Annotated in this window: 17 protein-coding genes; 12 read left to right on the top strand and 5 right to left on the bottom strand. The window is 69.0% G+C overall.

Annotation, left to right across the window (positions count from 1 at the left end; all coding sequences use genetic code 11):
• The first annotated feature begins 41 nt into the window (after positions 1 to 41).
• The 3 genes from VKV26_21190 (at position 42) to VKV26_21200 (ending at position 2,941) form a co-directional block, all read left to right on the top strand.
• Positions 42 to 920, top strand: a complete 879-nt coding sequence (locus tag VKV26_21190; GenBank protein ID HLZ72428.1) for a VOC family protein — start codon at positions 42 to 44, stop codon at positions 918 to 920.
• A gap of 83 nt (positions 921 to 1,003) precedes the next feature.
• Positions 1,004 to 1,762, top strand: a complete 759-nt coding sequence (locus VKV26_21195; protein ID HLZ72429.1) for a metallophosphoesterase family protein — start codon at positions 1,004 to 1,006, stop codon at positions 1,760 to 1,762.
• A gap of 63 nt (positions 1,763 to 1,825) precedes the next feature.
• On the top strand, positions 1,826 to 2,941 hold the full coding sequence (locus VKV26_21200) for an NAD/NADP octopine/nopaline dehydrogenase family protein (GenBank protein HLZ72430.1): 1,116 nt from the start codon (positions 1,826 to 1,828) through the stop codon (positions 2,939 to 2,941).
• A gap of 26 nt (positions 2,942 to 2,967) precedes the next feature.
• On the opposite strand, the gene VKV26_21205 is transcribed toward VKV26_21200, so the two are convergent.
• Positions 2,968 to 3,876 (bottom strand): DUF1932 domain-containing protein, encoded by a 909-nt coding sequence (locus VKV26_21205; protein HLZ72431.1) that lies wholly within the window; start codon positions 3,874 to 3,876, stop codon positions 2,968 to 2,970.
• A 96-nt stretch (positions 3,877 to 3,972) separates the two neighbouring features.
• Between VKV26_21205 and VKV26_21210 the strand changes: the two genes are divergently transcribed.
• The gene (locus VKV26_21210; protein ID HLZ72432.1) at positions 3,973 to 4,818 is read left to right on the top strand and encodes a phytanoyl-CoA dioxygenase family protein; all 846 of its coding nucleotides are present in this window, start codon (positions 3,973 to 3,975) and stop codon (positions 4,816 to 4,818) included.
• A 52-nt stretch (positions 4,819 to 4,870) separates the two neighbouring features.
• A complete protein-coding gene (locus VKV26_21215) occupies positions 4,871 to 5,656 on the top strand; it encodes an SDR family NAD(P)-dependent oxidoreductase (protein ID HLZ72433.1) in 786 nt (261 codons plus the stop codon).
• A 64-nt stretch (positions 5,657 to 5,720) separates the two neighbouring features.
• On the opposite strand, the gene VKV26_21220 is transcribed toward VKV26_21215, so the two are convergent.
• Positions 5,721 to 6,509, bottom strand: a complete 789-nt coding sequence (locus VKV26_21220) for an NAD(P)-dependent oxidoreductase (GenBank protein HLZ72434.1) — start codon at positions 6,507 to 6,509, stop codon at positions 5,721 to 5,723.
• A 62-nt stretch (positions 6,510 to 6,571) separates the two neighbouring features.
• Between VKV26_21220 and VKV26_21225 the strand changes: the two genes are divergently transcribed.
• From VKV26_21225 to VKV26_21235, 3 genes are read left to right on the top strand one after another with little or no spacing between them, the layout of a single operon-like run.
• The gene (locus VKV26_21225) at positions 6,572 to 7,648 is read left to right on the top strand and encodes a D-2-hydroxyacid dehydrogenase (GenBank protein HLZ72435.1); all 1,077 of its coding nucleotides are present in this window, start codon (positions 6,572 to 6,574) and stop codon (positions 7,646 to 7,648) included.
• 54 nt (positions 7,649 to 7,702) lie between these two features.
• The gene (locus VKV26_21230; GenBank protein HLZ72436.1) at positions 7,703 to 8,314 is read left to right on the top strand and encodes a nitroreductase family protein; all 612 of its coding nucleotides are present in this window, start codon (positions 7,703 to 7,705) and stop codon (positions 8,312 to 8,314) included.
• 26 nt (positions 8,315 to 8,340) lie between these two features.
• Positions 8,341 to 9,795, top strand: a complete 1,455-nt coding sequence (locus tag VKV26_21235; GenBank protein HLZ72437.1) for an amidohydrolase family protein — start codon at positions 8,341 to 8,343, stop codon at positions 9,793 to 9,795.
• An 80-nt stretch (positions 9,796 to 9,875) separates the two neighbouring features.
• Here the strand turns inward: VKV26_21235 and rpoC are convergent, their stop codons facing one another.
• Both rpoC and VKV26_21245 read right to left on the bottom strand, forming a co-directional pair.
• Positions 9,876 to 14,411, bottom strand: a complete 4,536-nt coding sequence (gene rpoC, locus VKV26_21240; protein ID HLZ72438.1) for a DNA-directed RNA polymerase subunit beta' — start codon at positions 14,409 to 14,411, stop codon at positions 9,876 to 9,878.
• Between the two features lie 218 nt (positions 14,412 to 14,629).
• Positions 14,630 to 18,454, bottom strand: coding sequence for a DNA-directed RNA polymerase subunit beta (locus tag VKV26_21245; protein HLZ72439.1), 3,825 nt, complete (start codon positions 18,452 to 18,454; stop codon positions 14,630 to 14,632).
• A gap of 360 nt (positions 18,455 to 18,814) precedes the next feature.
• On the opposite strand from VKV26_21245, the gene VKV26_21250 reads away from it, so the two are divergent.
• Complete coding sequence (locus tag VKV26_21250; GenBank protein HLZ72440.1) at positions 18,815 to 19,237, top strand: response regulator; 423 nt, start codon at positions 18,815 to 18,817, stop codon at positions 19,235 to 19,237.
• A 35-nt stretch (positions 19,238 to 19,272) separates the two neighbouring features.
• On the opposite strand, the gene VKV26_21255 is transcribed toward VKV26_21250, so the two are convergent.
• Positions 19,273 to 19,572, bottom strand: a complete 300-nt coding sequence (locus VKV26_21255; GenBank protein HLZ72441.1) for a hypothetical protein — start codon at positions 19,570 to 19,572, stop codon at positions 19,273 to 19,275.
• Positions 19,573 to 19,734: 162 nt separating this feature from the next.
• Here VKV26_21255 and VKV26_21260 point away from each other — a divergent pair, with 162 nt between their 5' ends.
• The 3 genes from VKV26_21260 to VKV26_21270 all read left to right on the top strand — a co-directional run.
• A complete protein-coding gene (locus VKV26_21260) occupies positions 19,735 to 21,108 on the top strand; it encodes a biotin carboxylase N-terminal domain-containing protein (GenBank protein ID HLZ72442.1) in 1,374 nt (457 codons plus the stop codon).
• Positions 21,109 to 21,144: 36 nt separating this feature from the next.
• On the top strand, positions 21,145 to 22,221 hold the full coding sequence (locus tag VKV26_21265) for an alpha-hydroxy acid oxidase (protein ID HLZ72443.1): 1,077 nt from the start codon (positions 21,145 to 21,147) through the stop codon (positions 22,219 to 22,221).
• Positions 22,222 to 22,341: 120 nt separating this feature from the next.
• On the top strand, positions 22,342 to 22,605 hold a 264-nt coding region (locus tag VKV26_21270), incomplete at its 3' end, for an LLM class flavin-dependent oxidoreductase (GenBank protein ID HLZ72444.1).

Raw genomic sequence — 22,605 nt, forward strand, 5'->3', positions numbered from 1 at the left:
GAGTCGCCGTCCGTCCGAATCAGGAGGGAGGGGTTCGCACGATGCTGGTTGACGCGATCGACCATGTGATCCTGCCCGTAACCGACGCCCACGCCGCGGCGGAGCCCTTCGCCCGCCTTGGCCTCAATCTCTTTCCCGGTACGCGCCATCAAGACGCGGGCACGGAGAACCGAGGCTTCTTCGTCGGTGACGCGGCTAACGGCTTCTACGTCGAAGCGCTGGGCATCACCGATCGCGCGGCTGCCCTGCGCGCCCATGGCGAGCCGTTGCTCGCGGCGGCGGACGCGGGGCGTGGTCTGAGCGGCGTGGTGCTGCGCACGGGCGACCTTGCCGCAGCCGCGACCCGGCTCAAAGCGCACGGTCTCGATTGCCAGGTGCGCGAGGTGCGCGGCGCAGACGGCACGAAAATCTGCGATCTGGCAACGGTGCGCGGCGCACATGCGAACGCCGTCGGCCTGCGCCTGATCCAGTATTTCCCTTCGCACGAAGAGCGCTGGGCGCGGCGCGAGTCCGCCGGGCTGACGGCGCACGCCTTCCCGCTCAAGCGGCTGGACCACCTGGCGGTGATCGCGCCGGATCTGGAGGGTGATACCCGCTTCTGGCGCGAGGTGATGGAGGCGCCGCTTGCCGGCGAGGTCAGCTCGCCCGCGATGCGCATTCGGCAAATCGGCATCGGCGACGCAATGCTGGAACTGCTCGGACCAGCCTCGCCGGACAGCCCACTGGCATCGCGCCCGCCGGGACTGGTGAGCGTGATCGCCTTCGAGGTTGCCGATCTCGATGCCGCGCTGACGGAGGCGCGCCGCCGTGGCTTCAACCCCTCGCCCGCCGAGCCGGGTGTGCTACCGGGCACCCGTCGCGCCGTGATTCAGCCGGCCGAGTTCAGCGGCATCACGCTGCAGCTACTGCAGTACGTCTGAGCCAGCCGGAGGTTCGTCCGGCGGCGGTCGCGGCGGGACGATCAATCACGTCCGGTCAGGGAAGCGGAGGCTCGCGCGCTCGCATGCGTATCGCCGTCGTCAGCGACGTTCACGCCAATCTCGCCGCCGTTGAGGCGGTGCTCCGGCATGCGGAGGGCGAGCGGGCGCTCGACGCCGTCTGGTCGCTGGGCGACCTGGTCGGCTACGGGCCGCAGCCCTCGGACTGCCTGGCGCTGCTGCGCGGGCAACGGTTTCATTCGGTTGCGGGCAACCACGACCTGGCCGCCAGCGCCGTGATCGACACCGAGGATTTCAATCCAGCGGCGGCCGCTGCCAACGCCTGGAACGCGAGCCAGCTCGACGAGGATGAGCGAAGCTTTCTGCGCGGCCTGCCGCGCACGCTCGAACTCGAGGCGATGCAACTGGCGCACGGCAGCCTGCGCGACCCCGTCTGGGAGTACTTGATCACGATCCCCGGCGCGCTGGCGCAGTTCGAGCGGATGACGGCGCGCTTCAGCTTCGTCGGCCACACGCACGTGCCGCTCGTCTTCATCGAAGGCGGCGAAGGCGGCGAAGGCGGCGAGTCGGCCTTCGAGCTGGACTACGAGCAGCCGGAGGCGGGCAGCGTTCGCCTGCTCGGCGAGCAGCGGTTGATTCTCAATCCCGGCAGCGTGGGCCAGCCGCGCGATGGCGATCCGCGCGCCGCCTACGCAATCTACGACACGGCGGCACAGACCGTTGTCTTCCACCGTGTGGAGTACGAGATCGCCCGTACGCAGGCGGCGATGGTGGCGGCCGAGCTGCCGCGCAGCCTGATCGAACGGCTCAGCCACGGGCGCTGAGCCGCCGCCCGCGAGGACGGGTCCCGAAACGCGCCTGTGTCAGCGCCGCAAGGGAGAAGCACGATGAACAGCGGAGGCCCGATCGAGACAGTCACCGTCGTCGGCGCCGGGTCGGGCGGCTTCGGCCTGATCGCGAACCTTGGCGCTGCGGGCTACCGCCTGCGCCTGCACGACCGCGACGATGCGCGGCTGGCGCCGTTCCGCGAGCGCGGCGGCATCGAGATCGAGGGCGGAGCGCGCGACTTCGCCCCGATCGAGATCGTCAGCACCGATGCCGCGGCCTGCATCGCCGGCACGGACTTGATCGTCGTCTGCACCGGCGGCAAGGGCCAGCCGGGCTTCGTGCGCGCCGCGGCGCCCCTGCTTGAGGACGGGCAGATCCTGCTGCTGATCCAGGGCAACACCGGCGGCTCGCTGGTGGCGCGGCGCGAGCTTGCGGCCGGCGGCTGCCGCGCCAACGTCGACGTGGCCGAGTTCGACACCTACCCATACGGCACCGGCCGTCCGCAGCCCGCCCGCGCCCAACTGCGCTTCAGCAAGCGCTGGAATCAGATAGCAGCCTTCCCCGGCCGCCGCAGCGAGGCGGTCTTCGCACGGCTGGGATCGCTCTTCACGCAGGCGGTGATGGCCGAGACGGTGGCTTGGACCAGCTTCACCAACATGAACGCGGCCTTTCACGTGGCGAACTGCGTTGGGAACGCCGGCCGTATCGAGGCTGGACAGCCGTTCAAGTTCTACGCCGAGGGTGTGACGCCGGCCGTGGCGAACCTCTACCACGCGCTCGACGCCGAGCGGCTGGCCGTTGCCGCGGCCCTGGGCGCCGAGATTCCAGACATTCCGGAATGGATCGACCGCGCCTTCGGCTTCCGCGAGCCGACGCTGGTCGAGACCTTCCAGCGGCTGACCTACGACCCGAAAGGCCCGTATCAGTTCACGCCCTCGCCGCCGGCGCTGACGCACAACTACGTTGCGGAGGACGTGCCGACCGGCCTGATGCCGATGTCCGCACTCGGTGCCGCCGCGGGCGTGCCTACGCCCGTGATCGACGGCATCATCCGCCTTGCCTGCGTGATGGCCGGGCACGACTTCGCCGCCGAGGCCCGTACGATCGAGCGGCTCGGCCTCGCCGGCCAGGATGCCGCGCAGATGCGCAAGACGCTGATCGACGGCTTCGCCTGAACCGATTCGCGGGCGACCAGGCGGCGTTATGTCGCGCTGTGCTGCTGTTGCTCCGAGGGGTGGCCACCGAGCTGCGCGGCCAGGCTCGCGAGCACGGTTTCCAGCGTCGGGTCAGGCTCGCGCGAGGTTTGGTCCGCGAGCGCCGTCTCCCCTACCAGCCGGTAGATGTCCGCCGCGCCGTCGAGCATGCGCGGCGTGAGGCCGACCTCGGCGAAGGTGCGCGCGATCTCCTCCATCTCGCCGACCCAGCGGCGGGCGCGGCGCGGCATCGAGGGGATGCCGGCGCTGACGCGGCCGGCGATCCCAGCGCGGCTCTGGGCGAACTCGGCCGCGAGGGCCTCGTCCAGGCCCAGCGCCTTCGCGGCGACCAGCAGCTCGGTCCACAGCGCGGTCGTGCCCTTGGTCGAGGCGGCGTAGACCATCTTCAGCCCCGACGCCTGGCCGATCGCCTCGCCCACCACACGCACGTCGAGGCCGAGATCGTTGAGCTCGGTGAGCGACGAGACGAGCGGTCCGGAGCAGTAAATGCGTGTGCCGCGCCCGGCGCCCGGCGGCGGGCCGATGATGCCGGCGTCGATCACCGCGGCGCCGGCTGCTTCCACGCGGGCGGCGATGCGGCGCATCGTGCCCGGCGAGATCGCGTTGCAGTCCGCAAACGGCGGCCGCGATCCGGTGCGTCGCATGCTCTCCGCGATCTGGATTGCCAGCGACTCGGCCTCGGCAGGCACGAGCACCGATAGGATCAGCTCCGCTTCGCGCACGAGCGCGTCGACGTCGGAGCACGCACGGAAGCCGGCCTCGCGCGCCCGCAGCCGCGTCAGCTCACTGCGGCCGGCGAGGCAGGTGAGCACCGTGGCGCCATGCTCGCGCAGGACGGCGCCGATCGCCGCACCCATGTCGCCGGGGCTGAGAATGCCGATCACCGCCGCGGCCATAGCCTTCCCCCTCGCTGCGATCTGTGCGGGCTGCGCTCCGTGCGCAGCCCCGCCGTAGTATCGTAGCGGCAGCAGCGCTCTTCCGGAGGCACGCGTATGAGCGTGATTACCGCCGAGCACCGCCGCGCATATGCGGCGGACGGGTTCACGGTCGTGCGCGGCCTGTTCGAACCGGCCGAGATCGCGCGGTATCGCGATCACTTCATGGCGCTGCGGGGAGAGGGCGCGTTTCCCGGCGACCTGGTCGGCGTCGATCCGCGCAGCAACGATCCGCTCAAGCAGTACCCGCGCATGATCCACATGCACCGCTGGGACGAGCTGAGCCTGCGCTGGCTGCTGGACGCGCGGCTGAACACCTGCCTGACCGCGCTGCTCGGCATCGAGCCGTTCGCCGTGCAAACGATGCTCTACTTCAAGCCGCCGGGGGCGCGCGGGCAGGCGCCGCACCAGGACCAATACTACCTGCGCGTCTCGCCGGGCACCTGCATCGCCGCCTGGCTGCCGCTCGACGACTGCGACGAGGCGAACGGCTGCCTGCAGGTCGTGCCCGGCAGCCACGCCTGGCCCCTGCTCTGCACGGAGCAGGCGGACACCTCGCTCAGCTTCACCGATGTAACGGTGCCGATTCCGCCGTGGACGGAAGTCCGCGCCGTGACGATGCGGGCCGGCGACGTGCTCTTCTTCCACGGCCAGCTCGTGCACGGAAGTCAGCCAAATCGGACAAGCGACCGCTTTCGCCGCTCGCTGATCGGCCACTACATCCAGGGCGATGCCAGGCAGGTCGCGACGTTCTATCATCCGGCACTGCGCATGGACGGCACGCCGCTTGAGCTGGCGCCCAGCCCGGACGGCGGCGCCTGCGGCGTCTGGGTGGAGCGCGAGGGCCGGCCGGTGATCGAGCTGAGCGGCACGCGGGCCGCCGGCGGCCGCGTCAGCGAATAGCGCCGGCGGCGAACACCGCGTCGCCAGGCAGACCGGGCAAGGAGGGCGCGGGATGCGGCTTGAGGGCAAAGTTGCGCTGGTCACGGGTGCCGGCTCGGGCATCGGCCGCGCCACGGCGAAGCGGCTGGCGTCCGAGGGCGCGAAGCTCGTCGTTGCCGAACTGAACGAAGAGGCCGGCACGGCAACCGCTGCGCAGATCGAGGACACGGGCGGCGAGGCGGTGTTTGTGCGCGCGGATGTCTCGCGCGCCGAAGATGTCGAGGCGACGGTCGCAGCCGCGGTGAAACGCTTCGGGGCGCTGCACATCGTGCACAACAACGCCGGCATCATGCCGCGCGGCGGCCCGGTCGAGCAGATGAGCGAGGAACACTGGACCTCGGTGATCGCGACCAATCTGACCGGCGTCTACCTCGGCTGCAAGTACGCGGTGCCGGCGCTGATCGCGGCGGGCGGCGGCGCGATCGTCAACACGGCTTCGCTGGCGGGCATCCGCGGCCGGCCCTACCAGGCGGCATACGTGGCGGCCAAGGGCGGCGTGATCGCTCTGACCAAGGCCCTCGCGATCGAGCTGGCGCCGCACAATATCCGCGTGAACTGCATCTGTCCGGGCGGCACCGACACGCCCCTGATCCGGCCACCCGGCCGCACGGAGGAAGAGATCGCCCGCAGCCGCCCGGCGATCGTGGCGCACCTGCCCTACCAGCGCTTTGCCCGGCCGGAAGAGATGGCCGACGCGGTGCTCTATCTCGTCTCCGCCGAGTCGAGTTACGTCAACGGCCACGCGCTGGTGATTGACGGCGGCGAGTGGTCCGGCACCACGCAGGGGCTGCGGCGCTGAGCGGCGCGGAACGTCGCCGTTCTGTTCCGAATCAATCACGCATAAAGCGGTCAGGGGCGCGTCATCAAGGGCCGTCCCCTATTCGGTCCTGCGGGCGCCAGCCGAGGTCGGCGAAGGCGTTGTCGAGGCTCCAGAAGCGGTAGGGCACGTCGGAGACGGCGTAGTAGATGCCGAAGCGGATCTGCTCGGCCAGCAGGCAGGCATCGATCAGGCGTGCCAGGTCGGCGTGGCTGCACCAGACGGCCTGCAGGCGGCCGAGGCGCTGCTCCGGCGTCATCTCCGGCAGCCAGGAGGGGCCCGGACCGTTGCGCACCGCGTCCGAGCGCGGGTCGTCGTCGCGGCGCACCGAGCCGATGCGCAGGCAGTAGACGTTCAGGCCATGCTGTTCGCTGATGTAGCGGCCCAGCGCCTCACCGTACGCCTTGCTCACCCCGTAGAGGCTGTCCGGCCGCACGGGCGACCGCGCGTCCACCATCAGGCCCGAGCCTCGGCGGTAGAAGTCGGGCGCTCCTTCAACTTCGTACATGCCGACGGCGTGGTTAGAGCTAGCGAAGACGATCTGGCGCACGCCGCTGCGCCGCGCCGCCTCGAACACGTTGTACGTGCCGATTAGGTTGTTGTGGAGGATGTCGGGCCAGGCTGTCTCCACAGCGGGCGAGGCGGCAAGATGCACCACCGCCTCGACGCCGGCGAACGCGGGCAGGATCGCGTCGAGGTCCGCGATGTCGGCGGCGTGCGAGGGAAAATCCGCCGGCTCGCGCGTCAACGAACGCAGCTCGTGGCGGCCGGCGAGATTCTGCCGGAGTCGCGTGCCGATGTTGCCCTCCGCACCGGTGATCAGAACGCGCTTCATCGCTTCACCGCTCCTCGCGTTTGATTCGAGAGCCTGAGATTTTCTCGCGCCGATCCGGCACAATGCTGAGAGGCGGCCGCGAGCCGCGGCTGTTCATTATCGATGCCGAGGTGACCATGGAGCCAATCTCGCTCGTTATCACCAGCGCCGTGCCGGTGCCGCCCGCGGCGCTGGCACAGATCCAGGCGGTCGATGCTCGCCTGCAGATCGCGGTCATCCCGGAGGCGCAGCGCCCCTTTTTGCGTACAGGCAAGGGCGGCGATCCGGCGTCCGAGGCTCGCGCCCTGGCGAATACGCTGAGCAAAGCGGAAATTCTCTTCTCCGCCTACGAGTTGCCGGCCGACCTCTTGCGACGCGCGCCGCGGCTCAAATGGGTGCACATCGTCGCGGCAGGCGTCGAGCGCTGGGTCGGCGCCGGTTTCCTGGAACAGGACGGGCTGATCTTCACCAGCGGCCAGGGACCAACCGCGCAGCCGATCGCCGAGTACATCCTGATGACGATGCTGATGCTCGCCAAGAACGCGCCGAGCTACGTGCGCCAGCAGGAAGGGCGGCAGTGGCAGGGCCATGGCGGCGCCGAGGTGAACGGCAAGACGCTCGGCATCGTCGGCCTGGGCACGATCGGCAGCGCCGCCGCACGGTTGGCGAAGGCGGTCGGCTGCCGCGTGGTCGCCGTGCGCCGCAGCGTGCAGGAAGCGCGAGAGAACGTCGAAGGCGTCGATCGGCTGCTGCCGGCGAGGGAGTTGCCCCGGCTGCTGGCCGAAAGCGATTTCGTGGCCCTCTGCGCCCCGTCAACGCCCGAAACGAAGCATTTGATCGATGCGGCGGCGCTGCGGCGGATGAAGCCCTCGGCGTTCCTGATCAACATCGCCCGCGGCTCGCTGATCGACGAGGCGGCGCTCGTAGCGGCGCTGAAGGACGGCGAGATCGCGGGCGCGGCGCTGGACGTGTTCGAGCCGGAGCCGCTCTCGCCCGAGAGCGAGCTCTGGGGTCTGCCAAACGTGCTGATTACGCCACACGTCTCCAACGCCAGCGAGCGCTTCGCCCGCCGCGCCTCCGAGTTGTTCATCGACAACCTCGGCCGCTACCTGCGCGGCGAGCCGCTGCGCAACGTCGTCTCGCGGGAGAAGGGCTACTGACGAGGGCGTAGGGCGCAGGTTGTAGGGCGTAGGGGACGGAAAGGGAGCACGCTGGTGGATGAAGCGCCGCTGTACGAGACGATGCGGACCGCGGGGTCGCGGCGACGGTTTACGCCGGAGCCGGTGAGCGACGAACAGGTGCGAGCACTGATCGAGGCGGCGATCTGTGCACCGAACGCCCGCAACGGCCAGATCTGGTCGTTCATTGCCGTGCGCGAGGCAGAGACGCGGGCGCAGATCGCCGCGATCTACCGGCAAGCCTGGTACGACTCGATGACGGCGGCGCTGCAGACGCCCGCCGGCAGCGAGGAGGAAGCGCGCGACCGCCGCTCCTGGCGCTACCTTGCCGATCACATGGCCGAGGCGCCGCTGCTGATCTTCGCCTGCCTGCGCGGCCCGGCGCCGTCGGAGCCGCCACGCGCGGCCTACTACTACGGCTCGATCTTCCCGGCCGTGCAGAACCTGATCCTCGCCGCGCGGGGCATGGGGCTCGGCACGACGTTGACGACGGTGCACAAGAACCGCGAGCCGCAGGTACGCGAGGTGCTCGGCGTGCCAGAGAGCATCGACCTGGTGGCGCTGATCCCCGTCGGCCGCCCGGTCAACCCGTTCACGCCCGTGCGGCGCCGGCCCGCCGCCGAGTTCCTGCACCTGGAACACTGGTAAGGACGCTTGAAGAAGGGAGCCGCCCGATGGCGCAGCGCACGATCGACCTGGTGGTTCACGGCGGCCGCGTGGCGCTGCCCGGCGGCGTGGTCCAGACGGCGATCGCGATCGACGGCGAGCGCATCGTCGCCGTGGGCGAGGCCGAGGCGCTGCCGCCCGCCCGCGACTATCTCGACGTGACAGGCAAGGACGTGCTCCCCGGCGTGATCGACGCCCACAGCCACCTGGGCTTCGACGACTGGTCATCCCTGCCGCGCACCTCGGCTTTCGGCGGCGTGACCACGAGCATTCCCTTCGTCGGCGGCGCCACGACGCCCGGCAGCGTGCCGGAGATCATCCGGGCGAACCAGGAGGAGGCGGCGCGCCGCTCCGTGCTCGACGTTGCTTTTCACGCCTATCTCTTCCCGCGTCCGCGGGCCGCGAACCCGTTCGAGATGCTGGACGGCATGGCCGAGGGCGTGAAGCTGGGCGTGCGCTCGTACAAGATGTTCACCGCGTACCGCAAGCGCGGCATGATGGCGGGCGATGACTTCATCTTCCGCGCCTGCCGGCTGCTGGCCGCGCACGGCGGCCTGCCGATGATCCACGCCGAGAACGGCGACCTGATCGACGCGCTGGAAGAGCAGCGACTTGCGGAGGGCAAGGTCGGACCCGAGCACTACCATGACTCGCGGCCGCCGGAGGCCGAGGCGGAGGCGATCGCCGGCGTCGCCGCGCTGGCGAGCTACGCGCAAACGCCGCTCTACATCGTGCACCTGAGCACGGAGCTGGGGCTCAACGTGATCCGGGAGCGGCAGCGCGCCGGCCAAGCGCTCTGGTGCGAGACCTGCCCGCAGTACCTGGCGCTGGGCGACGAGGCCGTGCAGCGCCGCGGCGCCTTCGCCAAGATCGCGCCGCCGCTGCGCCGCGCGCCAGACGTGCAGGCGATGTGGCGCGGCCTGAGCGAAGGCACGATTTCGGTCGTGGCGAGCGACCATTCGCCGCACGATCCGGCGCTCAAGGCGAGGGCCAACGACGGCCGCAATATCTTCTATCTCGACGACGGCGGCACGGTGCCGTTCGGCATGCCCGGCGCCGAGACGCTGGCGCCGGTGCTGTATAGCGAGGCGGTGAGCAAGCGCCGCCTGCCGCTCGACTGGCTGGCGCGCGTGCTTTCGGAGAACCCGGCGCGCATCTTCGGCCTCCACCCGCGCAAAGGCGTGATCGCGCCCGGCTCGGACGCCGACCTGACGATCTTCGACCCATCGCGGCGGCTCACGATCCGCGAAGCGGACCTGCACAGCCGCACGGGCTACAGCGTCTATGAGGGCATCGAAGTGCAGGGCTGGCCGCTGCTCTCGCTGCTGCGAGGCAAGATCCTGCTGCGCGACGGCGAGCTCTGCCAGCCGGAGGGCTACGGCCGCTTCATACCCGCGGGGCCGCCGTCACCCCCGATCCAAGGCGTTGCCGCGACCGAGCATTTCGTTCCGACGCACGTGTAGCAAAGAGAGGGGCCGGCGTGGAAGTCACGCCGGCCCCGCTAAACCCTATAGCCTAAACCCTAAACCCTAGCCCCTAGACCCTACTCCTCGTCCTCGTCGGACTCGGCAGCGGCGAGCTCCTCCGGCCCCGGCTCGGCGATCGCGTCCAGGTCGCGGACATCTTCTTCCTCGTCGTCCGAGTCGGCCCCGGCGAGATCCTCGGCCTCCGCGGTCTCAACCTCGTCGGTCTCGGCCTCGTCGCTGAAGGGCATCTCCTCCATCGCGTCCTCGGCGTTCTCGTCGAAGGCCACGCCGTCGTCGGTGCCGTCGCCCAGTTCGAAGAAGCGCGGCCGCGCGTCGAGCTGGCGTTCTTCAGGCGGCAGGTCGAGCGCGGCCCGCGCCGGAATCAGCTTGCCGATGATCACGTTCTCCTTCAGGCCCATCAGGTGGTCCGTGCGGCCCGTGATCGCGGCCTCGGTGAGCACGCGCGTCGTCTCCTGGAACGACGCCGCGGCCAGGAAGCTGTCGGTGCTCAGCGAGGCCTTGGTCACGCCCAGCAGCACCGGCTTGGCCGTGGCGGGCTCGCCGCCCTCGGCCAGCACGCCGGCGTTGCGATCCTCGTAGACGAAGCGATCGACCAGCTCGCCCGGCAGCATGCCGGTGTCGCCGGCCTGATCGATCACGACCTTGCGCAGCATCTGCCGCGAGATCGTCTCGATATGCTTGTCGTTGATGTTCACGCCCTGCAGGCGGTAGACCTTCTGCACCTCGTCCACGAGGTACATCTGCACCGCCTCGCGGCCTTGAATTGCCAGCACGTCCTGCGGGTTCTTGTTGCCTTCCGTCAACTTGTCGCCCGCGTGCACGCGGCTGCCGTCTTCCACCAGCAGCCGCGCCTGCGCCGCCACCGGATACTCGCGCTCGTCCTTCTCCTCGTAGACGATCGAGAGCTGCGTGCCGCTCTCGCGCAGCACGCGGCCGGCGATGCGCGCCGTCAGCTCCGCGATCTGGGCAAGGTCGGTGCTGCCGCTCTCGCCGCCGGGCCGTGCCAGCAGCGTACCGGGCTCGACCCACTGGTCGTGCTCGACCAGGATCTCGGCGCCGTCGGGGATCTGGTAGTGGTCGTAGTAGGGCTCGCTGCTGGTGACGCGCACCTTCTTCTGCTCGCCCTCGCGCAGCACCGTGATCGAGCCGTCGATCTCGGAGATCTTCGCCTCGCCCTTGGGCACGCGCGCTTCGAACAGCTCCTCGACGCGCGGCAGACCGCTGGTGATGTCGAGGCCGCCGGCCACGCCGCCGAGGTGGAAGGTGCGCATTGTGAGCTGCGTGCCCGGCTCGCCGATCGACTGCGCGGCGATGATGCCCACCGCCTCACCGATCTGCACGAGCTGGCCGCGGGCGAGGCTGCGGCCGTAGCAGTAGCGGCAGACGCCGCGCTTCGCGTCGCAACTCAAGGGCGAGCGCACATGCACCTTGAAGGGCGGCGCGACCGTGCCCTCGTCGCGGGCCTGGGTCTCGACGCGGTCCTTCAAGGCGACGATGCGCGCCGCCTTCTCCTCGTCGATCTCCTCATTGCGGGTGACGATCAGCTCGCCCGTCTCCTCGTCAACGATATCCGAGGCGGCGTAGCGGCCGACGATGCGCTCGTAGAGCGTCACCGGCACGCCCTTGTCGTCCGGCTCGCCCAGCCAGGTGCCGGACTCGGTCTCGCAGTCCTCCAGCAGGACGATCACGTCCTGCGCCACGTCGATCAGGCGCCGGGTCAGGTAGCCCGAGTCCGCCGTGCGCAGCGCCGTGTCGGCCAGGCCCTTGCGGGCGCCGTGGGTGGAGATGAAGTACTCCAGCACGGTGAGCCCTTCGCGGAAGGACGAGCGGATCGGCATCTCGATGATGCGGCCAGAGGGGTCCGTCATCAGGCCGCGCATGCCGGCCATCTGGCGGATCTGGGTGATATTACCCTTCGCCCCGGAGTTCGCCATCATGTAGACCGAGCCGTAGGACTCGAAGTTGTCCTGGATCTCGGCCGTGACCTTGGCGGTCGTGTCGTTCCAGACGGCGATCGCCTGGTTGTAACGCTCCTCTTCGGTCAGGTTGCCCATCTGGAACTGCTGGTCGATCAGGTCGATGTTCTCCTCGGCCTGCGCCACCAGCGCGCCCTTGGCCGCCGGCACCTTCACGTCATGGATCGACATGGTGATGCCGGAGCGCGTGGCGTACTTGAAGCCGAGCGCCTTGATCGCGTCCACGACCTCGACGGTGCGCTCGTTGCCCAGCTTCTTGTAGCATTCCGCAACCACGTCCTTCAGGTTCTTGCCGTTCATCAGGACGTTCTTGAACTCGACCTCGGGCGGCAGGATCTCGTCGAAAACGATTCGGCCCGGCGTGGTGATCACGAACTCGCCGTTCGTGCGCGCGTCCCGCACCTTGATCTCGGCGCGCAGGTCGAGCTGCTCGTCGCCCGCGCCGGCGCTGGTCAGCGCCAGCGCCATGCGCACGTCCTCGAAGCTGCCGTAGATCCCCTTCGCCGGGCGGTAGCCATCCTCGCCGGGCTTGCCGACGACTGGCTTGTAACGACCGGGCGCGTGTGGGTCCACGCTGGTGAGGTAGAAGCAGCCGAGCACCATGTCGAGCCGCGGCGCCACCACCGGCTCGCCCGAGCTGGGCGAGAGCAGGTTGTGCGTCGAGAGCATCACCTGGCGCGCCTCGGCCACCGCCTCGCGCGAGAGCGGCACGTGCACGGCCATCTGGTCGCCGTCGAAGTCGGCGTTGAAGGCCAGGCAGACGAGCGGGTGCAGCTGGATGGCGCTGCCGTCGATCAGCACCGGCTCGAAGGCCTGGATGCCGAGGCGGTGCAGGGTGGGCGCGCGGTTGAGCAACACTGGCCGCTGCTTGATCACGTCGTCCAGCACGTCCCAGACCTCGGGCGAGGCGCGCTCGGCCTTGCGTTTGGCGCTCTTGATGTTGTGCGCCAGGCCGCGGGCCACAAGCGCGTGCATCACGAACGGCTTGAACAGCTCCAGCGCCATGCGCTTGGGCAGACCACACTGGTCCAGCCTCAGCTCGGGGCCGACTACGATCACCGAGCGGCCGGAGTAATCGACGCGCTTGCCGAGCAGGTTCTGGCGGAAGCGGCCCTGCTTGCCCTTGAGCATGTCGGAAAGCGACTTCAGCTTGTGATTACCCGATCCGGAGACGGCGCGGCCGCGGCGGCCGTTGTCGATCAGCGAATCGACCGCCTCCTGCAACATGCGCTTCTCGTTGCGGATGATGATCTCCGGCGCGCCCAGCTCCAGCAGCCGCTTGAGGCGGTTATTGCGGTTGATCACGCGGCGGTAAAGGTCGTTCAGGTCGCTGGTAGCGAAGCGGCCGCCGTCGAGCTGCACCATCGGCCGCAGATCGGGCGGCAGCACGGGCAGCACGGTGAAGACCATCCACGACGGGTCGTTGCCGGACTGCTTCAGCGCCTCGACCACGCGCAGCCGCTTGGTCGCCTTCTTGCGCCGCTGCCCGCTGGTAGAGTTCACCTCGACGTGCAGGCGAGTGCGCAGATCCTCCATGTCCACGCCTTCGAGAATGCGCAGGATCGCCTCCGCGCCCATGCCGGCGGCGAACACGTTGGGATAGCGGTCCAGCCAGTCGCGGAACTTCGCTTCGGGGATCAGGCGCAGCGGCTGGATATCGCGGTTCAGCTCGTCGATCTGCTCCTGGTACTTGTCGCGGATCGCCTGGTCTTCGCCCTTCTTGCGCTCGATCAGCGGCTCGACTTCCTGCGTGGCCTGGGCTCGGCGCGCGTCGATCTGCGCGTCGATGCTGAAGGCTACGTCCTGACGGCGCTGGGCGTAGCGCTTCTCGATCTGATCGAGCTGTTCGGTGTAGGCCTTGCGCAGGTCATCGCCAATCGTCGGCTTGACCATCTCGTCCGGGCGCACGAGCGTGACATCGCCCAGCACAACGCCGTCGCCGCTGGCCTCGCCGACACGGGCGGGCAGCTCCGCCAGCAGCCGCTGATAGGCCTGCTCCAGCCGCGCCACTTCTGGTCCGCGCTCGTTCTCGATCGCGTCGAGCTGACTGAGCCGGTCGGCCTCCATAGCCTTCACCGCCGCATCGACAGCCTCGCGCGCGGCGTCGATCTCGGCCTGCAGGTTGCCCGTGGCCGCGGTGATATCGGCGTCCATCTGCGCCGCGATCTGGTCGAGGACACGCTTGCGCTCCTCTTCGTTGACCGAGACGATGATGTACTGCGCGAAGTAGAGCACGCGCTCCAACGAGCGCGGGGAGATGTCCAGCAGCAGGCCGAGCCGGCTGGGCGTACCCTTCACGAACCAGATGTGGCTCACGGGCGAGGCCAGCTCGATGTGGCCCATGCGCTCGCGGCGGACCTTGCTGCGCGCCACTTCAACGCCGCACTTGTCGCACTTGATGCCCTTGTAGCGGACGCGCTTGTACTTGCCGCAGTAGCACTCGAAGTCCTTGGTCGGGCCGAAGATCTTCTCGCAGAAGAGGCCGTCCTTCTCGGGCTTGAGTGTGCGGTAGTTGATCGTCTCCGGCTTCGTCACCTCGCCGTACGACCAGGAGCGGATCTGGGTGGGCGAAGCGAGCGAGATGCGGACGGCGTTAAAATCGTTTACTTCCAGCATGATGGTTGGGCGGCGGGCGGTGTGCAGCGTGCGGTAGGGAATGCGCTTCCCTCCGGCCGCTGCGCCGCGTCCCGGCGCCCTTCTTCTCCTTGAACTACGGACTGCGAACCACGGACTGCGTGTGAACTCGCTTGCCGGCTCGGCGCCGCCCGCGGGCGGCGCCGACAGATCGTGTGTGCAGGCCAGCGGGAGCCAGCGGGTTGCCGGCTCCCCGCCGCCTACACGTTGTCGAACGACGAGAAGTCGTCGCGCTCGAAACCGGAGAGGTTGATGCCGATCGACGGGATCTCCGCCTGGTCCTCGGGCCGGAAGGAGAGCGCCTCCTCGTCCTCGTTCAGCACTTCGACCGCGAGGCCGAGGCTCTGCAGCTCCTTGACCAGTACTTTGAACGACTCCGGCACGCCCGGCTCCAGCACGTTCTCGCCCTTGACGATCGCCTCGTAGGTCTTGACGCGGCCGACCACGTCGTCGGACTTGACCGTGAGCAGCTCCTGCAGGATGTGCGCCGCGCCGTAGGCTTCGAGCGCCCACACCTCCATCTCGCCGAAGCGCTGGCCGCCGAACTGCGCCTTGCCGCCCAGCGGCTGCTGGGTGATCAGCGAGTACGGCCCGGTGCTGCGGGCGTGGATCTTGTCCTCCACCAGATGGATCAGCTTCAGCATGTAGATGTAGCCGACGGTGACCGGCTGTTCAAACGCTTCGCCCGTGCGGCCGTCGTAGACGAATTGCTTGCCGAAGATCGGCGGAGCCAGGCGGCGCTCGGTGCTCAGCCGGTCGGCCAGGTCCTGCAGCTCGCCCACCGAACGCCCGCGCACGTCGCGCTCGCCCTGCTGCTCCAGCCACAGCTCGAGGCAGGCGCGGGTGGCCGCCTCGGGGAACTGGTCGCTGAACACCTGGTCCGGGTTGTAGCCCTGCTCGGCCACCCAGCCGCGCAGGCGGGCGATGTCGAGATACTCACCGCCCTCCTCCACCCCATCTACCTCGCCGGCGTGGTAGCCGTTGCCGTCGCGCATCGCGTAGTCGAGATACTCGTCGGCGATGGCGCCGGCCTGCAGGGCGAGCCAGGCGCGGCCGAGCGCGTCCTCGATCTTGGTGTCCGTAGCGCCGTCGAACACCGGCGTCACGGCACGAAAACCGAGCTGCTTCGCCGCCCAACCGAGATGCGTCTCCAGCACCTGGCCCAGGTTCATGCGGCTGGGCACGCCGATCGGGTTGAGCACGATGTCCACCGGCCGCCCGTCCGCCAGATAGGGCATATCCTCCACCGGCAGGATGCGGGCCACGACGCCCTTGTTGCCGTGGCGGCCGGCCATCTTGTCGCCTTCGGAGAGTTTGCGCTTCTGCGCAATCGAGACGCGCACCAGCTTGTTCACGCCGGCCGAAAGCTCAAGATGCGACTCGCGGTCGAAGACCTTGACGTCGATCACCTTGCCGCGCTCGCCGTGGGGCACACGCAGCGACGTGTCCTTCACCTCGCGCGCCTTCTCACCGAAGATCGCGCGCAACAGCTTCTCCTCCGCCGTCAGCTCGGTCTCGCCCTTCGGCGTGATCTTGCCGACGAGGATGTCGCCCTCGCGCACCTCGGCGCCGATGCGGATCACGCCGTCCTCATCCAGGTCGCGCAGGCTGTCCTCGCCCACGTTGGGGATGTCGCGCGTGATCTCCTCCGGGCCAAGTTTGGTGTCGCGCGCCTCGATCTCGTGTTTTTCGATGTGGATCGAGGTGAACTTGTCGTCGCGGCACATCGCCTCGGAGATGATGATCGCGTCCTCGAAGTTGTAGCCCTCCCAGCTCATGAAAGCGCAGAGCGCGCTCTGGCCAAGCGCCAGCTCGCCCTTGTCGGTCGAAGAGCTGTCGGCCAGCGCCTGGCCGGCGATCACCTGCTGGCCGCGTTCCACGATCGGCCGCTGGTTGATGCAGGTGCCCTGGTTGGAGCGCACGAACTTCTGCAGCGGGAACTCTTCGCGCTCGCCGTCGTCGTACTCGACCGTAATTTTCTTCGCCGTGGAGCTGAGCACGCGGCCGTCCTTGCGGGCGAAGACCACCTGGCCCGAGTCGTAGGCCGTCTGCCGCTCCATCCCCGTGCCCACCAGGGGCACTTCCGGCCGCAGCAGCGGCACGGCCTGGCGCTGCATGTTCGAGCCCATCAGCGCGCGGTTGGCGTCGTCGTGCTCCAAAAATGGAATCAGCGACGTCGCCACCGAGACGATCTGCTTGGGCGAGACGTCCATGTAGTCCACGTGCGCCGACTGATCGACGCGGAAGTCCTGGCGATGCCGCACCTCGACGTGGTCCTCGAGGAAGTGGCCCTTGGCGTCGAGCGCCACGTTCGCCTGCGCGACGACGTAGTTGTCCTCTTCGTCCGCCGAAAGATATTCGACGATGTCCGAGACGAACGGCCGCACTTTAATGCGATCGACGCCGGAGTGCGCCAGCGTGTTCGCCAGCTCGGCGCTGATCTCGGTGCCGGAGGCGATCGTTTTCCCGTCGGCGCCCACGTCCTCGCGCAGGGTATGGCCGATCAGCTCCGAGCTGTCGGCGGGCAGCTCGCGCAGCACCTTGCGGTACGGCGTCTCGATGAAGCCGTAGGGGTTGACTTTGCCGAAGGTCGCGAGCGAGCCGATCAGGCCGATGTTCGGGCCTTCCGGGGTCTCGATCGGGCAGATGCGGCCGTAGTGGCTGTGGTGCACGTCGCGCACGTCGAAGCCGGCGCGGTCGCGCGAGAGGCCGCCGGGACCGAGGGCCGAAAGGCGGCGCTTGTGCGTCAACTCGGCCAGCGGGTTGGTCTGGTCCATGAACTGCGACAGCTGCGAGCCGCCGAAGAACTCCTTCATCGCGGCGACGACCGGGCGGATGTTGATCAGCGCGCTCGGCGTGGCCTGGTCCGGGTCGGTGATCGTCATGCGCTCGCGCACGACGCGCTCCATGCGCAACAGGCCGATGCGGAACTGGTTCTGGATCAGTTCGCCCACGGCACGCACGCGACGGTTGCCGAGGTGGTCGATGTCGTCCGGCATGCCCTGGCCGAGGTTGATGCGCACGAGCTGCTTGACGATGGCGACGATGTCCTCGTTCGTCAGCGTGCGCGTCTTCTCCGGCACGCTCATCACCAGCCGCTTGTTCAGCTTGTGCCGGCCCACGCGGCCGAGGTCGTAGCGGCGCGCCTCGAAGAAGAGCGAGCGCAGCAGCTGCCGCGCGTTCTCCAGCGTGGGCGGGTCGCCCGGGCGCAGGCGCTTGTAGAACTCCTCGAGCGCCTGCCGCTTGTTGCGCGCCGGATCCTTCTCCAGCGTGGTGCGGATGTAGTGCCGTGTCTCGGAGAGCGACTCGACGTCTTCGAACAGCGCGAGGATGCGCTCGTCGGTGCCCAGCTTCGTTTCGTCGTCGATCGCCGGGTCCGAGTCAATGGCGCGCAGCAGCGTCGTCACGGGAATCTTGCGCTTGCGATCCACCTTGACGGAGACGATGTCCTTGTTGCTCGTTTCGAACTCGAGCCAGGCGCCGCGGTTCGGGATCAGCTTGGCGCTGCAGAGGCCGCGGCCGCTCGAGGGATCCTGCTCCAGGCTGAAGTAGACGCCGGGCGAGCGTACGAGCTGCGAGACGACCACGCGCTCGGCGCCGTTGATGATGAAGGTGCCGTTGTCGGTCATCAGCGGGAAGTCGCCCATGAACAACTGCTGCTCTTTGATCTCGCCGGTCTCCTTGATATGGAGCACGACGTCGACCTTGAGCGGCGCGGAGTAGGTCATATCCTTCTCGCGGCACTCCAGCTCGCTGTACTTCGGATCGCCGAACTCGTAGTCCTCGAAGCTCAGCTCCATGCGCGTGCCGGTGAAGTCGACGATCGGCGAGATCTCGTCGAACAGCTCGCGCAGGCCGCTGTCGGCGCGGCTGGCGGTGTCCGGGCCACCGATGAACCAGCGGAACGAATCGAGCTGCACCTGGATCAGGTTGGGGATGGAGATAATCTCCGGGACCTGGCTGTACTCCTTCCGCAACGTTGGCACGGCGGATCGAACCGGCGCGAGGCTCCTGGCAGTGGTCATGAAGCGGTACTCCTCGAGTGCGCTCTCGATCGCGACGGACGCGATCGCATACCCCGATGATCAGCAGAGGGGCAGAACGTACCGTCTACTTGGGACGAATCTGTGTCGCAAGGCTTGGCCGGGGAATTTGTGTGGAAACGATAATGCGCCCAGCTTCCTTAGTGTAGCAGGGCGCACAAACTCCGTCAACGCCGCGGCGGGGCCGGGCGCTGGCGACACAATATTGCAAGGGGCAGTGGAGACAACACCCCGACTGTCCACTCCTGACGCGATCTATCATATCGGTCTTGTCAAGCTGTCACAAGGCCGAGCGCGAATGCTATCCTCAGACGGGCCACGCGCCCGCGAAAGGATCAGCGTATGCCCGAAGTCGGGCCGCGCCGCGAGGCGGCCCGCCGCCGTATCCTCGTCGTCGACGACGACCCGCAGCTCTGCGAGTTCGTCGCGATGGCGCTCGCCGAGCAGGGCTACGAGACCGCGACCGCGGAGGACGGCATGACGGCGCTGGCGATCGCGGGGTACGATCCGCCAGCGCTGCTGCTCGTGGACATCGGCATGCCCGGCCTCTCCGGCGAGGAGCTGGCGGCGAAGGTGAGCGAACTTTGCGCGGCCGTCGTGCCCTGCATCATCATGTCCGGCAGCGTGCAGTGCCGGACCGAGGCCGACGCCGGCAGCGTGGTGGCCTACCTGCCGAAACCGTTTGAGCTGGACGACCTGTTCCGCGTGGTGCGCGAGCACGCCGGCCCGCCGGCACCGTCCCAGTCGCCCGCGGCCATCGAGTAGGCTCCGCCGTCGGCCGCGCCCGCTTGCCCGAGCCATCAGCGCTTCGGCTTCTGCGCCTCGCCCCGCCGGCCGCGCCAGCGGTCGAGCAGCATCGACCAGGCGATCGTGCCGATCACGACCACGATCGCTGCCGCGGCCGACCAGCCCCAGCTGATCCGGGCGACAAAGTGCTCGATCAAGAAGACGATCGCGCCGCCGAGCACGCCGAGAAACAGGTAGTCCGAGAATCCCTGCTTGCGCCGGCGCCGCTCCTTGCGCAGCGGCCGCTTGCGCACACGCCCGCCGCCCGGCCCGCGCAGCGGTCCCTCGTCTTCCACCTTCCGCCGTCCGAACACCGTCGCCTCGTCCGATCCGCTTACCTGCCACCGCCGCAGCCTCAGCGTACTCAATCGCCGCCGCTGTGCCCATACGGCCCGGGCAAGTGTGCGCCGCCCGTGCAGCGGCAAGGCGATCTGGTCACAATGGGGCTGAGCCGGCTGCGCCGGGACGGAGGCCGCATGTTCCGTCGCGTCTTGATCGCCAACCGCGGCGAGATCGCCTGCCGCATCGCCAGAACCTGCAGGCGGCTGGGCGTCGAGGCCGTGGCCGTCTACTCCGACGCCGACGCGGATGCGCTGCACGTCCGCGCCGCCGATCGCGCCGAGCGGATCGGTCCGGCCGCGCTGGACGGGAGCTATCTCTCGATTCCGGCGCTGCTCGCGGCGGCCAGGCGCAGCGGCGCCGAGGCGATCCACCCCGGCTACGGCCTGCTTTCCGAGCGCGCCGGCTTCGCGCGTGCGGTGCAGCAAGCCGGCCTCGTCTTCATCGGCCCGACGCCCGAGGCGATCGAGGCGATGGCGAACAAGACCGCGGCGCGGGCGCGGGTGGCCGCTGCCGGCGTGCCGCTGGCGCCGGGCAGCGACGGGCCGTTGGCGGCGGGTGCGGACGCCCAGGCGCTGGCCGAGCGCATCGGCTACCCGCTGATGGTCAAGGCAAGCGAAGGCGGCGGCGGCATCGGCATGACGGTCGTGCATGAGCCGGCGAAGCTGCGCGGCGCGGTAGAGCGCGGCCGCCGCTCGGCCGCCCGCGCCTTCGGCAGCGATGAAGTCTACCTTGAGCGCTTCGTGGAGCGGGCACGCCACGTCGAGGTGCAGGTGTTCGGCGACGCGGCGGGAAACCTGATCGCGCTCGGCGACCGCGACTGCTCCGTGCAGCGCCGCCACCAGAAGGTGACCGAGGAAGCCCCCGCACCGGGCCTGGGCGCGAGCCGACGTGGTGCGCTGCACGACGCGGCGCTGCGCGCCGCCGCCGCGGTGAACTACACCAACGCCGGCACGGTCGAGTTTCTGCTTGCGCCGGACGGCGCCTTCTACTTCCTCGAAATGAATACCCGTCTGCAGGTCGAGCATCCCGTCACCGAGCTGATCACCGGCCACGACCTGGTGGAGTGGCAACTACGCATCGCCGCGGGCGAGCCGCTGCTTCCGGGCCAGGATGCGCTGCGCTTCGACGGCCACGCGATCGAGTGCCGCGTCTATGCCGAAGACCCGCACACGCACCTGCCCTCGCCCGGCACGATCACGAGCTGGCAACCGCCGGCGGGCGAGCACATCCGCGTCGACAGCGGCGTCGAGCAGGGCAGCGTCGTCAGCCCCTTTTACGACCCGCTGCTGGCCAAGCTGGCCGTCTGGGGCGCCGACCGCCACGCGGCGCTGAAGCGGATGCAGGACGCCCTCGCCGGGTTTGCGGTCGAAGGACTGAAGACGAACCTGCCGCTGCTGCGCCGCATCCTTGGCCACGCGCTGTTCGTCGAAGGCCGCTACAGCACGGAACTGATCGCGACGCTGACCGCCGAAAGCGCCGGGGCAAATTCGTCCGCCGCATCGGGCTGAGCGGGCAGCGAGACAGCAAGACAAGGGAGCATGGGGATGGCGCATGAGTTCCTGAGCAACGAACAGATCGTGCAGGCGGCGCGGCACAACCTGCCCCAGGGCGCCTGGGATTACCTGGTCGGCGCCTCCGAGTCGGAGACGACGATGCGCCGCAACCGGCTCGGCTTCGACCGGATCGCCTTCCGCCCGCGCATCCTGGTCGACGTGTCGCAGATCGATCCCGCGACCACGCTGCTCGGCCAGCCCCTGCGCATCCCCGTCATCCTTGCGCCGATCGGCTCACTGCAGGTGTTCGCGCCGGAAGGCGGCATCGCCGCGGCGCGGGCAGCAGCCAAGTTCGGCACCGTCCACGTCGTCAGCTCCGCCACCGAGCCGTCGCTTGAAGAGACCGCTGCCAGCACGCCGGCGCCGAAGATCTTCCAGCTCTACGTGCACGGTGATGAGGCTTGGACGCGCCAGATCCTGGAGAGGGTGAAGCGGGCCGGCTACGCGGGACTCTGCCTCACCGTGGATGTCGCGGTCTACAGCCGGCGCGAACGCCCCATGCTCAGCGGTTGGACGACGCCCTCGCGGCGCACGCCCGCCGACCCGCGCTTCCGTGCCTCGCTCACCTGGGAAACGATGGACATGATCAAGGAAATCGCCGGCCTGCCCTTCCTGCTCAAGGGCGTGGCCACGGCGGAGGACGCGGCGCTCGCCGTGGAACACGGCGTCGACGCGGTCTGGGTCTCCAACCACGGCGGCCGCCAGCTCGATGGCGCCCAGGGAGCGATCGAGACGCTGCCGGAGATCGTGGCCGCGGTGAACGGCCGGGCGCAGATCGTGCTCGACGGCGGTGTGCAGCGCGGCGGCGACGTGCTCAAGGCGATCGCGCTGGGCGCCAACGCCGTGGCGATCGGCAAGCTGCAGGGCTGGGGCCTCGGCGCGGACGGCACGGCCGGCCTCGTGCGGGTGTTGGAGCTGCTGGAGCACGAGATCACCGTCGCGATGGGCCTGCTCGGCGTCACGCGCATTGACCAGCTGACCCCGAAATATGTCTGCGCCGCCGAGGCGGTGATGCCGCCGCACGAGATGAGCATGTGGACGAATATGCCCGGCAGCCGCCTTCTCTGAACCCCGGCACACCGCGGCAGGTGCAATTGCCGCCGCCGCCGGGTATCTTCGGCATGGACGTAGCACTTCGACGGAACGAACCAGACCGGCAGCCGCGACGAGCGCACGGGAGCTGACGCCATGTTCATCGGCTACTTCACGGAGCGGCCCTATCAAGACCCCAACTCCGGCTACTTCGGCGCCACGGGCAGGCCGATCACGGACCTGGGCATCAGCAACGGAGAATACGATCCCATCCTTGGGGCGGAGCTGTACAACCGCTACCTGGACGAGAAGCTGTACGCCGAAGCCGTGGGCTTCGACGGGCTGATGCTCAACGAGCACCACTCCACCCCCTTCTGCATGGGCGGCGTGATGAACGTCGAGGCGGCGATCCTCGCCCGC

The sequence above is a fragment of the Dehalococcoidia bacterium genome (assembly GCA_035310145.1).
GTDB lineage: Bacteria > Chloroflexota > Dehalococcoidia > CAUJGQ01 > CAUJGQ01 > CALFMN01.

Excerpts from the sequence above, each read along its gene's own strand:
- VKV26_21190 (HLZ72428.1), top strand. The coding sequence starts at position 42 with ATGCTGGTTGACGCGATCGACCATGTGATCCTGCCCGTAACCGACGCC.
- VKV26_21195 (HLZ72429.1), top strand. The coding sequence starts at position 1,004 with ATGCGTATCGCCGTCGTCAGCGACGTTCACGCCAATCTCGCCGCCGTT.
- VKV26_21200 (HLZ72430.1), top strand. The coding sequence starts at position 1,826 with ATGAACAGCGGAGGCCCGATCGAGACAGTCACCGTCGTCGGCGCCGGG.
- VKV26_21205 (HLZ72431.1), bottom strand. The coding sequence starts at position 3,876 with ATGGCCGCGGCGGTGATCGGCATTCTCAGCCCCGGCGACATGGGTGCG.
- VKV26_21210 (HLZ72432.1), top strand. The coding sequence starts at position 3,973 with ATGAGCGTGATTACCGCCGAGCACCGCCGCGCATATGCGGCGGACGGG.
- VKV26_21215 (HLZ72433.1), top strand. The coding sequence starts at position 4,871 with ATGCGGCTTGAGGGCAAAGTTGCGCTGGTCACGGGTGCCGGCTCGGGC.
- VKV26_21220 (HLZ72434.1), bottom strand. The coding sequence starts at position 6,509 with ATGAAGCGCGTTCTGATCACCGGTGCGGAGGGCAACATCGGCACGCGA.
- VKV26_21225 (HLZ72435.1), top strand. The coding sequence starts at position 6,572 with ATGCTGAGAGGCGGCCGCGAGCCGCGGCTGTTCATTATCGATGCCGAG.
- VKV26_21235 (HLZ72437.1), top strand. The coding sequence starts at position 8,341 with ATGGCGCAGCGCACGATCGACCTGGTGGTTCACGGCGGCCGCGTGGCG.
- rpoC (HLZ72438.1), bottom strand. The coding sequence starts at position 14,411 with ATGCTGGAAGTAAACGATTTTAACGCCGTCCGCATCTCGCTCGCTTCG.
- VKV26_21245 (HLZ72439.1), bottom strand. The coding sequence starts at position 18,454 with ATGACCACTGCCAGGAGCCTCGCGCCGGTTCGATCCGCCGTGCCAACG.
- VKV26_21250 (HLZ72440.1), top strand. The coding sequence starts at position 18,815 with ATGCCCGAAGTCGGGCCGCGCCGCGAGGCGGCCCGCCGCCGTATCCTC.
- VKV26_21260 (HLZ72442.1), top strand. The coding sequence starts at position 19,735 with ATGTTCCGTCGCGTCTTGATCGCCAACCGCGGCGAGATCGCCTGCCGC.
- VKV26_21265 (HLZ72443.1), top strand. The coding sequence starts at position 21,145 with ATGGCGCATGAGTTCCTGAGCAACGAACAGATCGTGCAGGCGGCGCGG.